General features: G+C 67.0%; 20 protein-coding genes. 9 read left to right on the plus strand and 11 right to left on the minus strand.

Features of this window, described 5'->3' with window-relative positions; genetic code table 11:
- Positions 1-258: 258 nt before the first annotated feature.
- The 3 genes from ACWEFV_RS17105 to ACWEFV_RS17115 form a co-directional block, all read right to left on the minus strand.
- On the minus strand, positions 259-1,959 hold the full coding sequence (locus ACWEFV_RS17105) for an AMP-binding protein (RefSeq protein ID WP_450071029.1): 1,701 nt from the start codon (positions 1,957-1,959) through the stop codon (positions 259-261).
- An 8-nt stretch (positions 1,960-1,967) separates the two neighbouring features.
- Entirely contained in the window at positions 1,968-3,665 is a 1,698-nt protein-coding gene (locus tag ACWEFV_RS17110; RefSeq protein ID WP_450071030.1) for an AMP-binding protein, read from the minus strand.
- 182 nt (positions 3,666-3,847) lie between these two features.
- The gene (locus ACWEFV_RS17115; protein ID WP_450071031.1) at positions 3,848-4,243 is read right to left on the minus strand and encodes a DUF6463 family protein; all 396 of its coding nucleotides are present in this window, start codon (positions 4,241-4,243) and stop codon (positions 3,848-3,850) included.
- Positions 4,244-4,520: 277 nt separating this feature from the next.
- On the opposite strand from ACWEFV_RS17115, the gene ACWEFV_RS17120 reads away from it, so the two are divergent.
- From ACWEFV_RS17120 to ACWEFV_RS17140, 5 genes are all read left to right on the plus strand, one after another.
- Entirely contained in the window at positions 4,521-5,069 is a 549-nt protein-coding gene (locus ACWEFV_RS17120; protein WP_450071032.1) for a TetR/AcrR family transcriptional regulator, read from the plus strand.
- 234 nt (positions 5,070-5,303) lie between these two features.
- Positions 5,304-6,143, plus strand: coding sequence for a LuxR C-terminal-related transcriptional regulator (locus ACWEFV_RS17125; RefSeq protein ID WP_450071033.1), 840 nt, complete (start codon positions 5,304-5,306; stop codon positions 6,141-6,143).
- A 32-nt stretch (positions 6,144-6,175) separates the two neighbouring features.
- Positions 6,176-7,282, plus strand: a complete 1,107-nt coding sequence (locus ACWEFV_RS17130; protein WP_450071034.1) for an epoxide hydrolase family protein — start codon at positions 6,176-6,178, stop codon at positions 7,280-7,282.
- A gap of 18 nt (positions 7,283-7,300) precedes the next feature.
- Positions 7,301-8,608: a DUF1254 domain-containing protein gene (locus tag ACWEFV_RS17135; RefSeq protein WP_450071035.1), complete on the plus strand. Its 1,308-nt coding sequence runs from the start codon at positions 7,301-7,303 to the stop codon at positions 8,606-8,608.
- A gap of 17 nt (positions 8,609-8,625) precedes the next feature.
- Positions 8,626-9,024 carry a FixH family protein gene (locus tag ACWEFV_RS17140; protein WP_450071036.1) on the plus strand — a complete coding sequence of 133 codons (399 nt, stop codon included), beginning with the start codon at positions 8,626-8,628 and terminating at the stop codon, positions 9,022-9,024.
- 12 nt (positions 9,025-9,036) lie between these two features.
- On the opposite strand, the gene ACWEFV_RS17145 is transcribed toward ACWEFV_RS17140, so the two are convergent.
- The 3 genes from ACWEFV_RS17145 to ACWEFV_RS17155 are packed head-to-tail and all read right to left on the minus strand — an operon-like array spanning position 9,037 to position 14,699.
- On the minus strand, positions 9,037-10,890 hold the full coding sequence (locus ACWEFV_RS17145; protein ID WP_450071037.1) for an ABC transporter ATP-binding protein: 1,854 nt from the start codon (positions 10,888-10,890) through the stop codon (positions 9,037-9,039).
- Positions 10,887-12,782 (minus strand): ABC transporter ATP-binding protein, encoded by a 1,896-nt coding sequence (locus ACWEFV_RS17150; protein ID WP_450071038.1) that lies wholly within the window; start codon positions 12,780-12,782, stop codon positions 10,887-10,889. The genes ACWEFV_RS17145 and ACWEFV_RS17150 overlap by 4 nt, the downstream gene beginning before the upstream one ends.
- A 36-nt stretch (positions 12,783-12,818) precedes the next feature.
- A complete protein-coding gene (locus tag ACWEFV_RS17155; RefSeq protein WP_450071039.1) occupies positions 12,819-14,699 on the minus strand; it encodes an ABC transporter ATP-binding protein in 1,881 nt (626 codons plus the stop codon).
- 93 nt (positions 14,700-14,792) lie between these two features.
- On the opposite strand from ACWEFV_RS17155, the gene prrA reads away from it, so the two are divergent.
- Together prrA and ACWEFV_RS17165 are read left to right on the plus strand one after the other, a co-directional pair.
- Complete coding sequence (gene prrA, locus ACWEFV_RS17160) at positions 14,793-15,503, plus strand: two-component system response regulator PrrA (RefSeq protein ID WP_003884623.1); 711 nt, start codon at positions 14,793-14,795, stop codon at positions 15,501-15,503.
- A 4-nt stretch (positions 15,504-15,507) separates the two neighbouring features.
- Positions 15,508-16,848 (plus strand): sensor histidine kinase, encoded by a 1,341-nt coding sequence (locus ACWEFV_RS17165; RefSeq protein ID WP_450071040.1) that lies wholly within the window; start codon positions 15,508-15,510, stop codon positions 16,846-16,848.
- A 60-nt stretch (positions 16,849-16,908) separates the two neighbouring features.
- Here the strand turns inward: ACWEFV_RS17165 and arfC are convergent, their stop codons facing one another.
- The 4 genes from arfC to ACWEFV_RS17185 all read right to left on the minus strand — a co-directional run bounded on the left by arfC (position 16,909) and on the right by ACWEFV_RS17185 (position 19,213).
- A complete protein-coding gene (gene arfC, locus ACWEFV_RS17170; RefSeq protein ID WP_450071041.1) occupies positions 16,909-17,514 on the minus strand; it encodes a channel accessory protein ArfC, sunset domain variant in 606 nt (201 codons plus the stop codon).
- On the minus strand, positions 17,511-17,666 hold the full coding sequence (gene arfB / locus ACWEFV_RS17175; protein ID WP_167857730.1) for a channel accessory protein ArfB: 156 nt from the start codon (positions 17,664-17,666) through the stop codon (positions 17,511-17,513). Before arfB ends, arfC begins: the two co-directional genes overlap by 4 nt.
- 11 nt (positions 17,667-17,677) lie before the next feature.
- Entirely contained in the window at positions 17,678-18,733 is a 1,056-nt protein-coding gene (arfA, locus tag ACWEFV_RS17180; RefSeq protein WP_450071042.1) for a channel-forming protein ArfA/OmpATb, read from the minus strand.
- Positions 18,734-18,850: 117 nt separating this feature from the next.
- The gene (locus ACWEFV_RS17185) at positions 18,851-19,213 is read right to left on the minus strand and encodes an FKBP-type peptidyl-prolyl cis-trans isomerase (protein WP_135452709.1); all 363 of its coding nucleotides are present in this window, start codon (positions 19,211-19,213) and stop codon (positions 18,851-18,853) included.
- Positions 19,214-19,244: 31 nt separating this feature from the next.
- On the opposite strand from ACWEFV_RS17185, the gene ACWEFV_RS17190 reads away from it, so the two are divergent.
- Positions 19,245-19,493, plus strand: a complete 249-nt coding sequence (locus ACWEFV_RS17190; protein WP_135452708.1) for a DUF2630 family protein — start codon at positions 19,245-19,247, stop codon at positions 19,491-19,493.
- Positions 19,494-19,523: 30 nt separating this feature from the next.
- Positions 19,524-21,065, plus strand: a complete 1,542-nt coding sequence (locus tag ACWEFV_RS17195) for a phytoene desaturase family protein (RefSeq protein WP_450071227.1) — start codon at positions 19,524-19,526, stop codon at positions 21,063-21,065.
- 10 nt (positions 21,066-21,075) lie between these two features.
- Here ACWEFV_RS17195 and ACWEFV_RS17200 read toward each other — a convergent pair whose 3' ends face one another.
- The gene (locus ACWEFV_RS17200; protein ID WP_450071043.1) at positions 21,076-21,861 is read right to left on the minus strand and encodes a TetR/AcrR family transcriptional regulator; all 786 of its coding nucleotides are present in this window, start codon (positions 21,859-21,861) and stop codon (positions 21,076-21,078) included.
- Between the last annotated feature and the right edge of the window lie 27 nt (positions 21,862-21,888).

The following is a 21,888-nucleotide window of genomic DNA, read 5'->3' on the forward strand; positions in this document are numbered from 1 at the left end:
CCGAGTTTGCCGCACAGAAACCCCGCGGCTAAAAGCCGCTGAACTCTACCACGGACAGTGAGAAGACCCACCGTAATGGGTGTCTCTCTCGGATTCCGTCTTCGCTCCCCGGCGCTTGTCCGTGTCGCTCTGACCTGCAATAAGTTACGCGAGCGCTAACAAATGAGTCAAATCGCGTGGTCACCGCGGAATCCCGGGCCATCGAGACGTTTCCGCCTCCCCCTGACCGCCGGGTAAACGTCGCAGGTCGGTGCCGCATTACAGAGGTTGGTCCGGGTCACTTGTGGCTACGTCGGGCGACGATCGACGGGGATCGTCGTTCGTCGGCGCCCACCCGCCGGCAGGACCGGGGCCAAGCCCAAGCAACTTGACGCTCTCGTCACGCATGTCGACTTTCCGGATCTTGCCCGTCACCGTCATCGGGAACTCGTCCACGACAAGCACGTAGCGCGGGATCTTGTAGTGCGCCAGCTTCCCGGCGGCGAATGCCCGCAGCGCCTCGGTGTCCAGCGGCGCACGGCCGGGTTTCATCCGGACCCAGGCGCAGACCTCCTCGCCGTACTTGGCGTCGGGCACGCCGATCACCTGGGCGTCGTCGATGTCGGGATGGGTGTAGAGGAACTCCTCGATCTCACGGGGATAGACGTTCTCACCGCCGCGGATCACCATGTCCTTGATGCGGCCGACGACCGTGCAATAGCCGTCCTCGCGCATCACCGCCAGGTCCCCGGTGTGCATCCAACCCTCGGCGTCGATGGCCTCCGCGGTTTTCACCGGCTCATCCCAATAGCCGAGCATGACCGAGTAACCGCGGGTGCAGAACTCACCGGACTGCCCGCGCTCGACCGTCGCGCCGGTGTCCGGGTCCACGATCTTGACCTCGATATGCGGATGGGCCCGCCCGATGGTGCCGGTACGACGCTCCAGATCGTCGTCGACCAGCGTCTGGCACGACACCGGTGACGTCTCGGTCATGCCGTAACAGATCGCCACCTCGGCCATGTGCATGTCGGCCACAACGCGCTTCATCACCTCGACCGGGCACACCGAGCCCGCCATGATCCCGGTCCGCAGTGAGGACAGGTCGAATTGGGCGAAGTCGGGATGCCCGAGCATCGCGATGAACATCGTCGGCACGCCGTACAGCGCGGTGCACCGCTCGGATTCGACCGCGGCCAGCGTGATGCCGGGATCGAATCCCGGTGCTGGGATGACGATCGTCGCACCGTGGGTCAGCGCACCGAGGTTGCCCATCACCATGCCGAAGCAGTGGTAGAACGGCACCGGGATGCACACCCGGTCGCCGCGGTCGAAATTGATCAGCCCGCCGACGAAGAACCCGTTGTTCAGGATGTTGCGGTGGCTGAGCGTCGCTCCCTTGGGGAATCCTGTTGTCCCCGAGGTGTACTGGATGTTGATCGGATCGGTGTTGGACAGTTCACCGAACCGTGCCCGCAATTGTTCCTCGTCGGCCTGCTCGATGTGCAGCCGGTCCCAATCCAGGGTGCCGAGGAAGATGATGTCTTTCAGCGCCGGACACTCCGCCTGCACCTCGGCCACCATCGTCACATAGTCGGAGGACTTGAACGCGGTGGCCGACACCAGGGTCCGAATGCCGGATTGCTTGAGTACGTAGGCCAGTTCGTGGGTGCGGTACGCCGGGTTGATGTTGACCAGGATCGCGCCGGTCTTCGCCGTCGCGAGCTGAAGCATCACCCATTCGGCGCAGTTGGGCGCCCAGATGCCGACGCGATCGCCCTTCTGCACGCCCAGGGCGATGAGCCCCCGCGCCACCGCGTCGACTTCGTCGTTGAGCGCTGCATAGGTCCAGCGCCGCCGGGTGGCCACCTCGACCAGCGCTTCGGCGTCCGGCCCGGCCGCCACCATGCGCTCGAAGTTCGCCCCGATGGTCTCTTCGAGCACGGGCACATCGGTGGGGCCACGGTCATAGGAACTCATCGCCGTATTCATTCCACTAGATCCTCGTAACGGTATTCGGTGGAAATCGGTTCGCCCGCTTCATGAGCCGCGTCCTCACGCTTGCGCAACTCGACGCGGCGGATCTTGCCCGAGATGGTCTTGGGCAGTTCGAAGAACTCGACCCGGCGCACCTTGAGGTACGGCGCGAGATGGTCACGGGCATACGTCATGACGTCTTTCGCCGTGTCCGCGTTGGCTTCCCAGCCATCGGCCAGCGCGACATATGCCTTGGGCACGGACAGCCGGGTGTCGTCGGGTTGCGGCACCACCGCGGCCTCGACCACGGCCGGATGCTCGATCAGCACGCTCTCCAACTCGAACGGCGACACTTTGTAGTCGCTGGACTTGAACACGTCGTCGGTGCGGCCGATGTAGGTGATGTAGCCGTCCTCGTCACGGACGGCTACGTCACCGGTGTGGTAGTAGCCACCGGCCATCACGGCCTCATTGCGTTGCGGATCACCGAGATAGCCGGTCATCAGGTTGCGCGGGTGCGCCGCCAGGTCCAGGCAGATCTCCCCCTCGACGGCGGGCGTCGACGTGATCGGATCCACCAGCACCACCGGGACACCCGGCATCGGACGGCCCATCGAGCCGGGTTTCACCGGCTGGCCCGGAGTGTTGCCGACCAGCAGCGAGGTCTCGGTCTGGCCGAACCCGTCGCGAATCGTCAGCCCCCAAGCCTGTTCCACCTGGGCGATCACATCCGGGTTCAGCGGCTCACCGGCGCCCAGGATCTCCCGCAATCCCTCGGGCCGCTCGCCCAGGTCAGCCTGGATCAGCATGCGCCAGACCGTCGGCGGGGCACAGAACGTGTTGACCTTGGCCCGCCGCAGCTGGCCCATCAGTGCCGCCGCGTCGAAGCGCGCGTAGTTGTAGACGAAGATCGTCGCCTCGGCGATCCACGGTGCGAAGAAACAGCTCCAGGCGTGCTTTGCCCAACCGGGCGAGCTGATCGCCAGGTGCACGTCACCAGGTTTGACGCCGATCCAGGCCATCGTGGTCAGATGCCCGACCGGGTAGCTCACCTGGGAATGCTCGACCAGCTTCGGCTTGCTCGTGGTGCCGGAGGTGAAGTAGATGAGCATCGGGTCATCGACCGTCGTGCACGCCTCGAACCGCCGCGGTGTCACCTCGTAGGCGTCGGCGTAGCGGTGCCAGCCGGCTGGGGTCTCGCCCACCGCGATGCGCACGTAGTCGCCCGGCACCTCGGCGAACTTGACCGCATCGGCAGTGTTGACGATGACGAACCGCGCTCCGCCGCGCGCGATGCGATCGGACAGGTCCGCCGGCCCCAGCGCCCCGGTCGTCGGCATGATGATCGCGCCCAACTTGGCGATGGCCAGCATGGCCTCCCACAACTCGACCTGATTGCCGAGCATCAACAGGACCCGGTCGCCCTTGCTCACGCCGAGCCCCTGCAGCCAGGCCGCGACGCGGTCGGACCGCTGCGCCATCTCGGCAAAGGTCACCTGCTGCTGCGAACCGTCCTCCTCGACGATCCACAGCGCCGTGCGGTCGTTGCCCCTGGCGATGGCGTCGAACCAGTCGACAGCCCAGTTGAAGGTGCCGCTGATCTGCGGCCATTCGAACTCCTCGACGGCGCGGGGATAGTCCGCGATGGTGGCAACCAGCTGGTCACGGGCACCGCGGTAGCGGTCCGTGTTGCTCGCGACGACATTCATGACAGTTATGCTCTACGTCACACTTGCCCGCCCGCTACCCCCGAAAGTGTGTACGTACGATGCGCCCCTGGTTGCTGCGGCCTCGCGACGCCGACGCGGTACGCGCCGAGCTGCGCCGCATGGCCACCGATACCGGGCTTCCGATGGCCTTCGGTGGGCAGGTGACCCGGCGGTCATGCCGCTCACCCTGGCGTGCGGCGAAGGGCCGGGGCGTGTGCGGCGGCGCGGCGGATTCCGCACAACAGCAGGACCGACGCGACCACCAGCAGCGGCGCCGGGGTCGGCTCAGCGATGACGGCGCACACGATGGCCCAGACCAACACCATCCAGGCAAGGAAGGCGGGCGGGGTCAGGCCGCGTCGGTCCATCCACAGCACGAGCAAACCGACGAGTAGCAACGGCAGACCGAAACCGGCAGGGTTGCTCCAGAAGGCATGGGCCGCCGGTGTGTCGTCCCGCCAGTGGCCCCACAGCCGCAACGTCAGCCAGTCTCCGAAGGAGGCCCGGCTGAACCACAGCCCGAGGGTCAGGTGTCCGCCGCCGATGATGGCGAGGATGCGGCCAGCCCATTTGGTCATGTGAAATCAGGCTCCTGTCGGGGTGACGCCAGTGGCGGGCCGGCCGACCGACGACTGCCAGCCGCGGCCGTTGGCAGTTCCCAGATGTCCTCGAGGGTGAAATCTGGGGCTATCTCGTGGATTCGCCAGGTGCGGGCGGTGTGGGCGGCGTTCGGGAGTCGCATCGCGCTCGCCTTCCTTCATCCATACAGTGGTGTACTGTATGGATGAAGACTAGGCTCCAAGAGACGGCGACGACAAGGTGCCATGTCGCAGATCACACAGACTGGAGACAACGATGGCGGCCACAGCCCGCGCCCCACGTGAAGCCTGGATCGAAGAGGGGTTGCGCGCGCTTGCCACAGGCGGCCCGGACGCCGTCCGCGTCGACGCGCTGGGCAAGGCACTCGGAGTTACCCGAGGTAGCTTCTACTGGCACTTCAAGAACCGGGAGGCGCTCCTGGAGGCGCTGCTGGACACCTGGGAGCAGCAAGGCGCAGACCAGGTCATCGCGCGCATCGAGGCCGATGGCACAGACGCCCGGGACAAAGTACGACTACTGGGCACCCGTGTCCCACTCTCTCCACTGATGCCCGTCGAGCTGGCAATCCGCGACTGGGCGCGCTGGAACCCAGTGGTCGCCGAACGCCTGCGTCGCGTCGACAACCGGCGCATGGACTACCTCCGCACACTGTTCAGTTCCTTCTGTCCCGACCCCGGCGATGCCGAGGCACGCAGCATGCTCGCTCTCTGCCTCGCCATCGCCAACCAGTCGGTTGCCGCTGACCACAGCGCGTACAGCCGCGCCGAGGTCCTCGCCCTGGCCACCCAATACCTCCTGGCCTGAACCGCCAAGCTCAACCCGCATGCAGAGCAGACTCACCAGTTCCGCCATAGACCCGAACCGGGCACCGACCCTCCTGATCTGCGGCCATGCGGACTCCTCGACAGCACTGCGGTAGCCCGTGATGGTGGCGACCAGTTGGTCCCGAGCACCGCTGGAGCCGTCCGTGTTACTCGCGTTCATGACCGTTATGCTCTACGTCACACTTGCCCGCTACCCCGAAAGTGTGTACGTACGATGCGCCCCTGGTTGCTGCGGCCTCGCGACGCCGACGCGGTACGCGCCGAGCTGCGCCGCATGGCCACCGATACCGGGCTTCCGCTGGCCTTCGGTGGGCAGGTGCACGACGACACCCTCCTGTTGAGCGAGTTCTTCGGCACCCGCACCGGCGCCATGCGCGGGCTCGCGGTGCTGCCCCGCGCCGGGCTGGGCGGGGCCAGCGTGGTGTCCCGCCGGCCCATCTCGGTGCCCGACTACCGGCGCGCCTCGACCATCACCCACGACTACGACGAGCCGGTGCTGTCCGAGGGGATCCGCTCGATCCTGGCGGTGCCGGTCGTCGTCGACGGCGCCACCCGGGCCGTGCTGTACGGGGCGCACCGCACCAGCGCCCCGATCGGCGACCGCACCGCGACCGCGATGGTGGCCTCGGCGCAGCGGTTGAGCGACGAGCTTCGGGTCCGCGACGAGGTCGACCGGCGCATGCGGATGCGCGAGAGCGCGCTGACCAACTTCACCGACCAACTGGCCGACACCGAACAGATCCGCGAGGTGCACGCCGACCTGCGCCGGCTTGCGGCCGACACCCCGGATCTGGCCGGGCCGTTGCGCGAGCTCGCCGACCGGTTGGCGGTCGCCTTGCGTGGGGACCCGCCGGCCAGCGCCCCCTTGACCGTCCGCGAGGTCGACGTGCTGGCGCAGGTCGCCCTGGGCTGCACCAATGCTGAGGCAGCCCAACGGCTTTCACTGAAGCCGGAAACCGTGAAGAGCTATCTGCGCAGCGCGGCGGCCAAGCTCGGGGCGCGCAACCGTCACGAGGCGGTCTCCAAGGCGCGGCGGCTGCGCCAGATTCCCTGACCTCTGGAGCTGCCTCTGGCAGATTGGGAGGCATGGCTCAGATCCGCCCCTTCCGCATCGCAATTCCCGACGCCGATCTCGACGACCTCAAGCAGCGAGTCAACCGGACCCGATGGCCCGAGGCCGAGTGCGTCGAGGACTGGACCCAGGGCATCCCGCTGGACTACACCAAGGATCTGGCGGCCTACTGGGCCAACGAGTACGACTGGCGCGCCCGCGAGACCGCGCTGAACCGGTTCGACCACTTCACCACCGAGATCGACGGCCTGGACATCCATTTCATCCACCAGCGATCCGGGCGTGAGGACGCGTTCCCACTGCTGATCACCCACGGCTGGCCCGGGTCGATCGTCGAATTCCACAAGGTCATCGAGCCGTTGACCGAGGCCGGGTTCGACGTGGTGTGTCCCTCGCTGCCCGGCTACGGGTTCTCCGGCAAGCCGAGCGCAACAGGGTGGGGAATCGGGAAGATCGCGCAGGCCTGGGACACGTTGATGACCCGCTTGGGCTACGGCCGCTACGGTGCACAGGGCGGCGACTGGGGCGCCGCGGTGACGACGCAGATCGGCCGCAACGTGGGCTCGTGCGTCGGCATTCACGTGAACATGCCGATCGCGCAGCCGCCGGCCGAGGGCATCGGCGAGATGACCGAGGACCTGCAGAAGGCCCTCGCCCGGATCGAGTACTACCGCAAGTGGGATTCGGGCTACATGAAGCAACAGTCCACCCGGCCACAGACCGTCGGGTACGGACTGGTGGACTCCCCCGTCGGCCAGCTGGCGTGGATCGTGGAGAAGTTCTGGTCATGGATGGACTGCGACGGAAACCCCGAGAATGTGGTGCACCGCGATGAATTGCTCGACAACGTCATGCTCTATTGGCTCACCGCATCGGCGGCTTCGTCGGCCCGGTTGTACTGGGAGAGCCACAACACCTGGGGCGGTGGCGAATACGTCAGCCTGCCGACCGGTATCGCGTCGTTCCCGCTGGAGATTCTGCGAGCGCCCCGCAGTTGGTGCGAGACCGGCTACAACGTCACCCACTACACGACGATGCCGCGCGGCGGACACTTCGCCGCCTTCGAACAGCCGGACTTGTTCGTCGAAGATGTGAAGACGTTCTTCGACACCGTGCGGTGACGGACTAGCGTCTTGGGCATGGACCCGTTGATGCGTTCCCGTGCGGTGCAGGCTGTGATCTGGGGTATGCCCGCCGTCAACTTCGAGCTGCTGCGCGAAGCGGCAGCCGGAGTCGGCGCGGGCGACAACCAGGTGGTGTTCTGGTCGAAGCTGCTGGACTGGAAGAACCAGACGCTGACCCCGAATCCGGACACGCTGTACTTCTTCCCGCTCTACAACACCCAGGCCGGCCCGGTCGTGCTGGAAATCCCACCCGCAGAAGGTGGTTCGATCACCGGGTCGGTCGACAACGGTTGGCAGGAAGCGCTCGAAGACGTCGGGCCCGCCGGGGTCGACAAGGGCGCCGGGGGCAAGTACCTGATCCTGCCGCCGGGGTTCGACGGTGAGGTTCCCGACGGCTACATCCCGATGCCGTCGACGACCTATACGGGGTTCGGGGCGCTGCGGTCCAACGTCGCATCGAGTGACGACGCCGACGTCGCCACGGCGGCCGAGTACGGCAAGCGCATCAAGGTCTATCCGCTGTCCGGTCCCGAGCCGACGGTCTTCGCCGACGCATCAGGTGCGTTGTACGACAGCACGATCCCCTACGACATCCGGTTCTTCGAACTGCTTCACCAGTTCATCCAGCGCGAGCCGTGGCTACAGCGGGACCGGGTGATGATCTCGGTGCTGAAGTCGATCGGTATCGAGCAGGGCAAGCCCTTCACCCCCGACGCTGAGCTCACGTCGGTGCTCGATGCGGCCGCCGCCGAAGCACACGACTGGCTCGACGCCAACTATCCGCGGTTCTTCGCCTCGCCGTATTTCGACGGGACCCACTGGGCCGTGCCCGCCTCGCCCGAGGTGGTCCAGGGCATGCAAACCGGATTCGCCGACCCCGCCAGCTACCCCGTCGACGATCGCGGCCTACTGTACTCGTTCATCTATTTCAGCGCCAAACATCTTGGGCAGGGCCAGTTCTACGTCATGACGATCGCTGATGCCAGCGGCGAGCCATTCGACGGCGCCGCGACCTACCGGCTGCGGGTCCCTGCCGACCCGCCGGTCTCGCTCTACTGGTCGGCGACGGTGTACGACCGGGCGACCCACGCACTGATCCGCGACCTGCCGCACGCGAGCCGCTCCTCACACCGACCCGACCTCGTGACGAACCCCGACGGATCCGTCGACATCTACTTCGGACCGCGGGCTCCAGAAGGCAAGCAGTCCAATTGGATTCCGACGAAGCCCGACGGCCGGTTCGAAGTGCTGTTCCGGCTCTACGGCCCGAAACCCGCGCTGTTCGACAAGACCTGGACACTGCCCGACATCGAAAAGCTCTAGCCGGCACCGTGAACCGCATGCACTGGCTGGGCATCGCCGTCATCGTCGTCGCGGTGGGCGCCGGCATGCTGTGGCTGTTGTGGCCGCAGCCCCGGCCGCCCATCGCCGCCGAGGCCACCGCGGGGCCGTACCTGGTGCGGTTGAAGGGTGATCCGCCCAAGGTCGGGGTCGGGCCACTGACCGTGGAAATCCTGGGAAGCGCAGGCGAAACCCCGACGCCGGAGTGGGTCCGTTTCGAACCACGGATGCCGGAGATGGGTTTGGCCGCACCAACGGTCGAGGCCACGCCAGAGCGCACCGATGACTACCGCGCCGACATAGACCTCTCCGCGCCGGGCCAGTGGGACATCACGGTGCGCATCGGTTCAGGCCCGCAGAGCTACGACGCCGTACTGCACGTCACCGCCAAGCGGTAGGCGCCGGCACCGTCACGCCAGCGAATCCATCCAGGCGCGGTGCAACGCGGCGTAGGCCCCGTCGGTCCGACCGATGAGATCGGCCGGTGCGCCGTCCTCGATGATGCGGCCGTGCTCGAGCACGAGTACCCGGTCGGCGATCTGCACCGTGGAGAGCCGGTGGGCGATCACCAGCGCGGTGCGGTCGGCCAACACGGTTTCCAACGCGCGCTGCACCATTCGCTCGCTCGGAATATCCAGTGACGACGTCGCCTCATCCAGGATCAGTACCGCCGGATCGGCCAGGAATGCCCGGGCGAACGCCACCAGCTGCCGCTGCCCGGCTGACAGCCGGCCACCGCGCTTGGCGACATCGGTGTCATACCCGTCGGGCAATGGCTCGATGAAGCGGTTTGCACCGACCGCGACGGCGGCCTCCCGCACCTGCGCATCGGTGGCATCCGGTCGACCGAAGCGGATGTTGTCGGCGACCGTCCCGGCGAACATGAAGTTCTCCTGCGTGACCATCACGACGTGGCGGCGCAGTTCCGCCTGCGCGAGGTCGCGCAGATCCACACCGTCCAGCGTCACCGATCCGGCCGTGGGGTCATAGAACCGGGCGATCAGCTTGGCGATGGTGGTCTTGCCCGCGCCGGTGGTGCCCACCAGCGCCACGGTCTGACCGGCCGGCACCGAGAGCTCCAGCCCGGGCAACACCGGACGGCCCGGGGCGTACTCGAACCGCACGTCGTGAAACACGATGCCGCCCTTGGAGGCAGGCAATGTGACCGGCACCTCCGGGTCGGCGATGGCGGGCTGCAGCGCCAGCACCCCGGCCAGCTTCTCCAGAGCCGAGGACGCCGACTGGAAGGTGTTGAAGAACTGCGAGATCTCCTGCATCGGCTCGAAGAACATCCGCAGGTAGAGCAGGAACGCGGCCAGCGTGCCGATGGTCATCTCGCCGCGCAGCACCCGGTAGCCGCCGTAGAGCAGCACCGCGCCGGTGGTGAGGTTGCCGACCAGTTTGACCCCGGGCATGAAGATCGCCAGCAGCTTGAAGGTCTTCTCGTTGAGCGCCCGGTACCCGTCGGCGACGTCGTCGAAGATCTCCTGGTTGCGCGGCTCGCGCCGGTAGGCCTGCACGGCCTTGATCCCGGTCATGGTCTCGACGAACTGCACGATCACCAGCGCCGCACTTTCCCGCACCAGCCGGTAGGTCTTGCCCGACTCGTTGCGGAACCACCACACCAGGGCGACCAGGATCGGGAACGCCGCCAGGCACATCAGGCCCAGCCGCCAATCGAGCGCCACCAGCAGGATCGCGGTGCCGAACAACGTCAGCGCCGCGGTGATCAGGCTGTCGAAACCGGTTTCCAGCATGTCCTGGATGGCCTCGACGTCATTGGTGGACCGGCTGACCACCCGGCCCGACGTATACCGGTCGTGGAAGGCCACATCGAGCCGGCCGAAATGGCGGAACACCCGGCGGCGCAACTCCAACAGCACCCGCTGGCCGACCCGGCCGGAGCGCCGCAGGAAGAACATGCGGCTGATCGCCTGCACGATGACCACCGCGCACAGCGTGCCGACGATGAGCATCAGCTCACGGGCCGGGCCGCCCTCCAGAATCGGCGGGATGCCGCGGTCGATACCACGCTGCACCAGGATCGGAACCGACAGCCGGGCAGCGTTTTCCACCACGACCACCAGTGCCAGCACGGCGACCGTCCACCGGTAGGGGCGCAGCAATGACATGAGCAGTGCCCGGGCCTCACGGCGTAGCGGCACGCTCTCGTCGATAGGAAGGGTGGACGTGCCGGCGGCGGTGTTGTCGGAGTCGTCATGTTCGTCGTCGCTCAGGCGGCCACGCCACTGTGTAGTGGTCATCGGCGCTGCACCTCCGCACTAAGATGCGGGGGCCCGCCCACCTCATCGATGGCCGCCCGTTCGGCATGCCCGCGCTGCAACCGGCCCAACTCCTCGTCGTCCTCCCATGCGCAACTGCGCTCGCAGGCGTCATCGAGTTGGTCATCGGCGGCCAGCAGGTAGCGGTATTGCGGTACCTGTGCCAGCAATTCGGCGTGTGTCCCGATGTGGGTGATCGTTCCGTTCTGCAGGAGCGCGACCTTGTCGGCCAACAGCACGGTCGATGCGCGGTGCGCCACGATGATGCCCGTCACCCCGCGCAGGACGCGCCCGAGGGCCTCCGTCACAACGGCTTCGGTATGCACGTCCAGCGCCGACAACGTGTCGTCGAGCACCAGTATCTTGGGCGCCGCCAGGATCGCACGGGCCAGCGAAAGGCGTTGGCGCTGACCACCGGACAGGCTCATGCCCTGCTCACCGATCCGGGTGTCCAGGCCGAACGGCAGGTCGTAGACGAACTGTGCGGCCGCGATCTCGATGGCCTGGCCCAGCTGCTCGTCGGTGGCATCCGCACGGCCCAGCCGCAAATTCTCGGCCACCGACATCGAGAACAGCGTCGGATCCTCGAACGCGGTGGCCACGGCCTGCCGCAGCACGGGCAGGCTCAGCTCGCGGATGTCGCGGCCGTCGATCAGGATCTGGCCTTCGGTGACGTCGTACAACCGCGAGAACAACGCGGCGAGCACCGATTTACCCGACCCGGTCGCGCCGACGAGCGCCAGCGTCTGTCCCGGTTCCACCACGGCGTTGACATGGCGTAGAGCCCACTCGTCACCGTCGGGAAACTTGAAGCCCACATCCCGCAGCTCCAGCCGGCCGCCGCGCGGCGGCTGCGACACCGGACCGTCGGTGATGTCGATGGGCGCATCGAAGATCTCGGCGATGCGGTTGGCCGCGGTGAACGACTCCTGCGTCATCGACAACAGAAAACCCAGCGAGGCGATCGGCCACACCAGCGACAGCATCATCGTGATGAAGGCGACCAGGGTGCCCATCGTGACGTGGCCGTGGCCCGCCGCGTACGCACCGAACCCCAACACCACGATCAGCGTGAGGTTGGGGATGACCTCCAGCAGCGTCCAGAACTTCGCCGAGACACTCACCCTGGCGAACTGCGTCTCGTAGAGCTGCGTGGCCTGCTCGTCGAACCGGTCGAAGACGTAGTCCTCGCGGCCGAACGCCTTGACCACCCGCAGCCCGAGCGCGGCCTCCTCGACATGGGTTGCGACGTGGCCGGTCTGGTCCTGCGCCAGCCGCGACAACCGAGTGTACTCCCGCTCGAAATGCAGGACGGTCAGCGTGATCGGCACGATCGACACCAGCACCACCACACCCAGCGGCCAGTACATGGCCAGCAGGATCGACGTCACCACGACGATCTGCAGGGTGTTGAGGATCAGGAACACCAACCCGAAGGACAGGAACCGGCGGATCGTGGACAGATCGTTCATAACCCGCGACAGGAGCTGCCCGGACTGCCAGCGGCCGTGGAAGCTCATCGGCAGGATCTGCAGCCGCGCATAGAGATCCTTGCGGATGTCGGCCTCGACGCCCATGGTGGCGCGGGCCACCATCCAGCGCCTGATAAACCACAGCACCGCCTCGGAAATGCCGACCGCCACCGCAGCCGAACCCAGTACCCACAACCCGTGCGGATCCTGGTGACGCACCGGACCGTCGATGACGGCCTTGGTCATCAGCGGAATCGCCACCGTCGCAGCGAGGCTGACCACCGCCACCACGATCATGACGATCCAGCGGGCCCGGTACGGCAACAGATAAGGCAACAGCCGCCACAGATCTGAACTGGTCCGGATCCGCTTCGGTGATGTGGCGATCGCGGGTTGACTCACTGGATCAATCTTCCCATCAGGGGCAAACGATTAACTTCATGCCGCCGGGACCTCCTGGGAGAACTGCGTGTCGTACAGCTCGGCGTAGCGGCCACCCCGGGCGAGCAACTCGCGGTGAGTGCCGCGTTCGACGATGCGCCCGTCCTCGATGACCAGGATGAGATCGGCGGCGCGAACCGTGGACAACCGGTGCGCGATGACGATCGAGGTGCGCCCGCCCAATGCCTCGGCGAGGGCCTGCTGAACGGCGGCCTCCGAGGCCGAGTCCAGCGACGCCGTCGCCTCATCGAGCACCACCACCCGTGATCGTCCCAACAGCAGGCGCGCGATGGTCAACCGCTGCCGCTGCCCTCCGGACAGACGGTATCCGCGCTCACCGACAACCGTGTCCAAGCCGTCGGGCATGGCCGCGACCACGTCATCGAGCCGAGCCCGGCGCAGTGCCTCCCAGAGTTCGTCCTCACCAGCTTCGGGCGCCGCGAGCAACAGGTTGGCGCGGATCGACTCGTGGAACAGGTGCCCGTCCTGGGTCACCATGCCCACCGTGTCCTTGAGCGACCCGAACGTCACGTCCCGCACGTCGGCCCCGTTGAGCTTGATGGAACCGGAGTCGACGTCGTAGAGCCGGGCCAGCAGCGACGCGATGGTCGACTTGCCCGCCCCCGACGATCCGACCAGCGCCACCATCTGGCCGGGCCGGGCCGTGAACGAAATGCCGTGCAGCACCTCCTCACCGCCGCGGTCGTCCAACGTCGCCACTTCTTCCAGCGAGGCCAGCGACACCTTGTCCGCCGAAGGGTAGGAGAACCGGACGTGGTCGAATTCGACCTCGACAGGACCATCCGGCACAGACACGGCATCGGGTTCCTCGGCGATCAGCGGCACCAGGTCCAGCACCTCGAAAACCCGCTCGAACGACACCAGGGCGCTGGCGATCTCGACCCGCGCGTTGGCCAGTGCGGTCAGCGGCGCATACAGCCGGGTCAGCAGCAGTGCCAGCGACACCACCGCACCGGCCTGCAGTTGCCCGCCGATCGCCAGCACGCCGCCCAGCCCGTAGACCAATGCCAGGGCGAGCGCCGACATCAGCGTCAGCGAGTTCATGAACGTCGACTGCAGCATCGCCGTGCGCACCCCGATGTCACGCACCCGGCCGGCACGCACCGCGAACTCGTCGGACTCGGTCTCCGGGCTGCCGAACAACTTGACCAGGGTGGCTCCCGGGGCCGAGAACCGCTCGGTCATCTGGGTGTTCATCGTGGCGTTGTACGTGGCCGCCTCGCGGGACAACCCAGCCATCCGGGTGCCGATGCGACGGGCGGGCAGCACGAACAACGGCAGCAGCGCCAACGACAGCAGGGTGATCTGCCACGAGATGCTGAGCATCACCACAAGCGTCAGCGTCAGGGTCACGACGTTGGCGACGATGCCCGAGAGCGTGTCGGAGAACGCCCGCTGCGCCCCGATCACGTCATTGCCCAGGCGGCTCACCAAGGCGCCGGTCCGGGTGCGGGTGAAGAACGCCACCGGCATGCGTTGCACGTGGTCGAACACCGCGGTGCGCAGGTCCAGGATCAGACCCTCGCCGATGTTCGACGACAACCACCTGGTCAACAGGGCCACTGCGGCTTCAGCGACGGCGATCGCAGCGATAGTGCAGGCCAGCAGCACCACCGTCGACGCCGGGCCGCCCTGCGTGATCGCGTCGACCACACGGCCGGCCAGCACCGGCGTCGTCACCGTCAGCAGCGCACTGACCACGCTGATCGCGACGAACCCGCCCAGCCTGCGATGGTGGCGCGCGGCGAACCGCCAGATCCGCGACAGCAGGCGCCGGTCGGCCAGCGCGCGGAGGTCTCCGTCGCGCGCATGGGCCTGTCTGTACAGCGACTGCCGGGCCACTGTTTCCATATTCATGTACATCACCGTAAAACCTGAACAATTATTGAGGTCAAAGACTTCCCGGGCGCCTGCGCGATTCACCGTTGTTCATCGGGCAAGATGGCGGTTATGGATAGCGCTACCGGTGGCATGGCCTCGCCCCGGGTCCTCGTCGTAGACGACGACCCTGACGTGCTCGCGTCGCTGGAACGCGGGCTGCGGCTGTCCGGGTTCACCGTCTCGACGGCCGTGGACGGGGCCGAGGCGCTGCGCAGCGCCACCGAGACCCGCCCGGATGCGATCGTGCTCGACATCAACATGCCGGTACTCGACGGCGTCAGTGTGGTGACCGCGCTGCGCGCGATGGACAACGACGTGCCGGTCTGCGTGCTCTCGGCCCGCAGCAGCGTCGACGACCGCGTGGCCGGCCTGGAAGCCGGCGCCGACGACTACCTGGTCAAACCGTTCGTGCTGCAGGAACTGGTGGCCCGGGTCAAGGCGCTGCTGCGCCGCCGCGGCGCATCGGCCACCTTCTCTTCCGAGACCATCCAGGTCGGCCCACTGGAGGTCGACATCCCCGGCCGCCGCGCCCGCGTCAACGGTGTGGACGTGGACCTGACCAAACGCGAGTTCGACCTGCTGGCCGTGCTGGCCGAGCACAAGACCGCCGTGCTGTCCCGGGCGCAGTTGCTGGAACTGGTCTGGGGCTACGACTTCGCCGCCGACACCAACGTGGTGGACGTATTCATCGGGTACCTGCGCCGCAAACTGGAAGCCGGCGGCGCGCCGCGACTACTGCACACCGTCCGCGGGGTCGGATTCGTCCTCAGGACCCAATAGCGAAATGAGGCCGCTGACCCGGATCTTCCGCCGCACACCGTCGCTGCGGACCCGGGTCGCGTTCGCCACCGCCATCGGCGCGGCGATCGTCGTCGTCATCGTCGGAACCATCGTCTGGGTCGGCATCACCAACGACCGCAAGGAACGGCTGGACCGCCGCCTCGACGAAGCCGCCGGCTTCGCCATCCCGTTCCTGCCGCGGGGCCTCGGCGAGATCCCCCGCTCCCCGAGCGACCAGGACGCGGTGATCACCGTGCGCCAGGCCGGAAACGTCTCGTCGAACTCGAACGTGATCCTGCCCGAGCTGCCCGACGGATACGCCGACACCTACATCGACGGCGTGCGCTGGCGGGTACGCACCGTGCAGATTCCCGCCCCCGGACCCATGTGGGTCGCAGTCGGCGCGACCTACGACGCCACCATCGCCGACACCAACAACCTGCACCGCCGGGTGCTCATCATCTGTGTGTTCGCGGTCGGTGCGGCCACGGTGCTGGGCTGGGTGCTGGCCGCGTTCGCGGTGCGCCCGCTCAAACGACTGGCCGAGCAGACCCGCGAGATCGAGGCGGGCGACGAGGCCCCCGACGTCGAGGTGCGCGGTGCCAGCGAGGCCGTCGAGATCGCCGACGCCGTCAACGGCATGTTGAAACGCATCTGGAAGGAACAGGACCGCACCAAGGCCGCGTTGGCCTCGGCCCGAGACTTCGCCTCGGTGTCCGCCCACGAGCTGCGCACCCCGCTGACCGCGATGCGGACCAACCTGGAGGTCCTGTCGACCCTGGACCTGCCCGACGATGAGCGTAAGGAAGTGGTCAACGACGTCATCCGCACGCAGTCGCGGATCGAGGCCACCCTCGGCGCCCTGGAACGGCTCGCCCAGGGCGAGTTGTCCACCACCGACGACCACGTCACCGTCGACATCACCGAACTGCTCGACCGCGCCGCCCACGACGCCATGCGCGTCTACCCCGATCTCGACGTCGCGCTGGCGCCCTCACCGACGGTGATCATCATCGGACTGCCCACCGGGCTGCGGCTGGCCGTGGACAACGCGATCGCCAACGCCGTCAAACACGGCGGCGCCACCCGAGTGCTGTTGTCGGCGGTGAGCTCCCGCGAGGGCGTGGAGATCGCGGTGGACGACGACGGCGTGGGTGTGCCCGAGGAAGAACGCGTGATGGTGTTCGAACGCTTCTCCCGGGGATCGACGGCATCGAGGTTGGGCTCCGGCCTGGGACTGGCACTGGTGGCCCAGCAGGCCGAATTACACAGTGGCACAGCCACTCTGGAATCGAGCCCACTGGGCGGGGCGCGGCTGCTGCTGCGCCTGCCCGGCCCGCATTGACCACGCACCGAACACAAATCGCCCGCCTCCGGTTGTGGAGGCGGGCGATCTGCGTTGCCGCTACTTCTTGTCGCGCTGGGACTTACCGCTGTCCCATCGGTTGAACCCGGCCTCCTCGGCGGATTCGACGTCGGCGAACCAGATCTCGGCGATGGTCACCGAGTACGACGGACTCTCCGGCGAGTGATAGAGCATCGAATCCTCGTTGCCCTTGATCAGATAACCCGTCGGCGTGCCCGCACCCGAGACCCGGACCGAACCGGCACCGTACGGCGTCTCCTCGACGACCTTGACGCCGTCACCGGCAGCCTCGTGGGCACCCCCGCCGGAGGCGAACTTGGCCGCCCCGGCGGCACCGGCGGCAGCCGCACCCGCCGCCGCGGCACCCGCGCTGGTGACCTTGGGCAGCTGGGTGGTGGGCTCGTCCCCCGAACCGACCCTGGGCAGCTTGGTCGTGGCGTCATCGGCGACAGCCGTTGCAGCACCGGCCGTTCCACCAGCGGCCGCGGCCCTACCGTCCCCGGCCGCCGCCGCAGCATCGGGCCGACGACCCAGGGCGCCGTACACCGGCACCTCCCGCTTCACCCTGCGCAGGGTCAGCGCCAGCGTCAGCACCAGCCCGAGCACGAAGGCCAGGGCCATCAACCACCAGTTCAGATCGCTCATCGTCCTGCTCCAATCTCACGCGAGCCGGGCAGTTCGGCGAACGCCTCTTCCTCACTGGTGGGCTTGACGGTCACCACCGAAATCAGCCAGGCCACCAGAGACCCCACCACGAACGCGAGCAGATACCACAACCACTGGATTACGAAGTCCATGTCGAATCTCCCTAATTGACCGTGATCTCGACGCGGCGGTTCTTCGCCATGCCTTCGGGGGTGTCATTGCCGGCGATCGGATTCGCCGAACCCGCGCCGGACGACGTCACGTGATCGGCCGCCAGACCCTGCGAAACCAGATAATCGGCAACGGCTTTGGCGCGGTTGCCGCTCAGCGGGATGTTGATCGCGTCATTGCCCGAGCTGTCGGTGTAACCGGTGACGGCCACCTTTGCGCCTTCGCACGACTTGAGCTTGTCAGCCACCTGCGACAGCAGCTGCTGCGACGACGGGGCCACAGCGAACCCGTCGGTGCTGAAGTTGATCGGAGTACGCAGCAGTGCACTCACATCGCCCTGCAACGCCGCGCAGGGTCCCGGTGTGCCACCGGGAGCACCCGGTGCACCAGGAGCCGCGGGCGCCGGTGGCGCGGGGGCAGCCGGAGCGGCCGCGATCTGAATGTTGTTGACGAGCTTGATGTTCGGCCAGGCCGCCTTCGCGGCCGCCTCGACCGCGTCACGCACTTGCGCCGACGGCGCCGTACCGGTCAGCGTCAGCGTGTCACCGTCGACGCTGAAGTTGAAATCCGGAATGCCCTCGGCCGCGGCGTCGAACACCTTGCCCAGGGCCGACACATCGGGGGTGCTCACACCCGGACGCAGATTCAGGTTGTCGACCAGATTGACGTCCGCACCGAACTTTCCGCGCAGCCAATCCAACAGCGAGGCTTTGGCCGCGGCGTCGGGCAGATCACCGGTGAGGGTGAAGCCGTTGCCGTTACGGGCGATCGACAACGGCGCGAACGAGAGGTTCGGCAAATTGACATTGGGCGCGTTGAGATCCGGGGCATTCACGTCCGGAACGCTCAATGTCGCCGTGGGATTCACATCGGGAAGCGTCACATCAGTGTTCTTGTGCGAGCGGTCGAGTCCGCCCCATCCGATCAGGCCCAGCAACAATGGAACTGCCGCCAGCGCCAGCAACCAACCCAAACCGGGTGGTCGTCGATATAACTTGGAGGCTGTTTGCCAGCCTGTGATTGTCCGAGATTCGTCCGAACCCGACATTTTGGGCACTCCTGTAGTCGACGAACAGTTATCTACAGCCGCGAAACAGGTTGACGGTAGCAGCAAATGGAAATTGACGGTTAGGTTCGGCCAATACTTTCCGAACCCAAAGACACGTCAACGGGTGGCGAGCAGATCGATCACGAAGATCAGTGTCTTGCCCGAAAGCCGATGCCCCGAACCCGCAGGGCCATAGGCCTGTGCCGGCGGAATGATGAGCTGGCGCCGACCACCGACCCGCATCCCGGGAATTCCGTCCTGCCAGCCCTGAATTAAGCCCCGCAATGGAAATTCGATGGATTCTCCGCGATTCCACGAGCTGTCGAACTCCTCGCCGGAGTCGTATTCGACGCCCACGTAGTGCACCTCGACGTTGCCGCCGGGCACCGCCTCGGCGCCGTCGCCGACCACCAGGTCCTTGATCACCAATTCGGTGGGGGCAGGTCCGTCCGGAAACTCGATCTCAGGTTTTGTACTCACCGGATCAACGGTAGTCCGGCAGACTGGTTGTGTGGCCAAAGATCAGGACATCCTCGCCGAAGTTCACCGGCTCGTTGCCGAAGAGCAGGAGCTCCGGACCAAACTGCAGCGAGGGGAAATAGACGAATCCGAAGAGCAACAACGACTGAGATCGCTGGAAGTCGCCCTCGACCAGTGTTGGGACCTGTTGCGGCAGCGTCGTGCGCTGCGTGACACGGGACAGGACCCGGGCCTGGCCGAGAAACGCGGGGCCGACGAGGTCGAAGGCTATCGAGGCTGACCGGCAGGGCGTGACGTGACAGGAAAGGCGTTGGACGCCGTCATCATCGGCGGCGGGCACAACGGCTTGGTGGCCGCTGCCTACCTGGCCCGGGCGGGACGCCGGGTGCAGGTGCTCGAACGCCTCGACCACGTAGGCGGCGCGGCAGTTTCGGCGCACGCCTTCGACGGTGTGGATGCCCGCCTGTCGCGGTACTCGTACCTGGTCAGCCTGCTACCCCAACGCATCATCAGCGACCTGGGAGCCCGAATCCGGCTGTCCCGGCGCCGAATCTCGTCCTACACGCCCGATCCGGCCACCGGCGGCGCCACCGGACTGCTGATCGGCCCGCAGCCGACATTCGATGCGATCGGCGCCGGCACCGACGCGGCCGGGTTCAGCGACTTCTACCGCCGGTGCGGGCTGATCACGTCCCGGATCTGGCCGACGCTGCTGCAGCCGCTGCGCAGCCGGGCCGAGATGCGCCGGGGCGTGCTCACCGGACACGACAACGAAACCGCCGCGGCCTGGGAAGCGCTGATCGAACGGCCGATCGGCGAGGCGATCACCAACGCGGTGTCGAACGATCTGGTGCGCGGCGTGATGGCCACCGACGCCCTGATCGGCACGTTCGCCGACATCGATGATCCGTCGCTGATCCAGAACGCGTGCTTTCTCTACCACCTGATCGGCGGCGGCACCGGCGACTGGGACGTGCCGGTCGGCGGGATGGGTGCGGTGAGCGGGGCCCTGGCTGCCGCCGCGGCCGGCTTCGGTGCCGAAATCATCACCGGTGCAGATGTTTACGCGGTCAACCCAGAGGGTGAGGTGCGCTACCGGCAGGGCGGAACGGCGCGGCAGGTTTCTGCCGAGCGCGTGCTGGCCAATGTCACCCCGGCGGTGCTCGCCGGCCTACTCGGCGAACCGGCCCCCGAGACCGCCCCCGGCGCGCAGGTGAAGGTCAACCTGATGCTGCGTCGACTCCCCCGGCTTCGGGACGAACACGTCACGCCCCAGCAGGCATTCGGCGGCACCTTCCACATCAATGAGACCTTCAGCCAGCTGGCCGGAGCCTATGACGCCGCCGCCTCCGGGCGCGTCCCCGATCCGCTCCCGTGCGAAATCTACTGCCACTCCCTGACCGATCCCAGCATCCTGTCTGAGGACCTGCGCGGCTCGGGGGCCCAGACGCTCACCGTATTCGGTCTACACACCCCGCACTCACTGGCCGCCGGCGATCCCGACCGGACGCGCGACCGGCTGACCTCGGCGGTGCTGAACTCGCTCAATTCGGTTCTGGCCGAACCGATCCAGGATGTCCTCATGGAGGACGGCGCCGGCCGGCTGTGTATCGAGTCCAAGACCACCGCCGATCTGGAACAGGCCCTCGGGATGACCGCGGGCAACATCTTCCACGGCGCGCTGCGGTGGCCGTTCGCTGAGGACGACGCTCCGTTGGAAACGCCGGCGCAGCGCTGGGGTGTGGCCACCGCGCATGACCGGATCCTGTTGTGCGGCTCGGGTTCGGTGCGCGGTGGCGCCGTCTCCGGCATCGGCGGGCACAACGCCGCGATGGCTGTACTCGAAGGCTGAGACGACAGGCTCAGCCGGCGTCGATGAGGTCGGCCAGCCCGTCCAACACACGCGCCAACCCGAACTCGTAGGCGTGCGCGGCACTGTAGGCCGCGTCGAATGCCTGACCGGCCGCCGCCCCCACCTGTGAGGCCAACGGGTACCTGTCACCGTCGAGGACACGCTCCAGCAGCGGGCCGACGCGTTCCCACCACTGCCCGTCACTCTGGCCGCTGTCGGCTGCGGCCCGGCGCGAATCGATGGCGATCCGGGCCACCGAGTTCACGAAGCCCAACACATACGTCAGGGCCGAATCCATGTCGAGGTCAGTGAGTCCGAGTGAATCGAACGCGCTCAGCTCGTGGTCGTACTTCGCCATCATGCCCGGGCCCAGCGGCGGGCGGGTCGTGGGCAGGTAGGTGATCCAGGGGTGCCTCTCGAACATCGCGAGGTTGTCCTCGGCGATCATGGAAACCTTTTCCCGCCACGGCCTTCCGGCGAAGTCGCGGCGCGGCATCTGCCGGTACACGGTATCGACCATCAGGTCCAGCAGTTCGGCCTTGCCCGGCACATAGGTGTAGGTGGCCATCGGCGTCACACCCAGTTGCCCGGCGACCGCCCGCATCGTGAGCGCATCAAGGCCGTCCGCATCGGCGATCCGGATGGCGGCGTCGACCACCGCGTCCACCGTCGTGCGCTGCTTCGGGCCGCGAGTGCGAGCGCCCTGACCGGGCTCACGCCAGAGCAGTTCGAGCGTGCGTACCGGATCGCCGGCACTGCTGCGGTCCCCTCCTGCGCGTTCTGCCACGCCACCCATCCTCTCTGTACTATGTACAGTATATGT

Source organism: Mycobacterium sp. NPDC004974 (genome assembly GCF_053600815.1).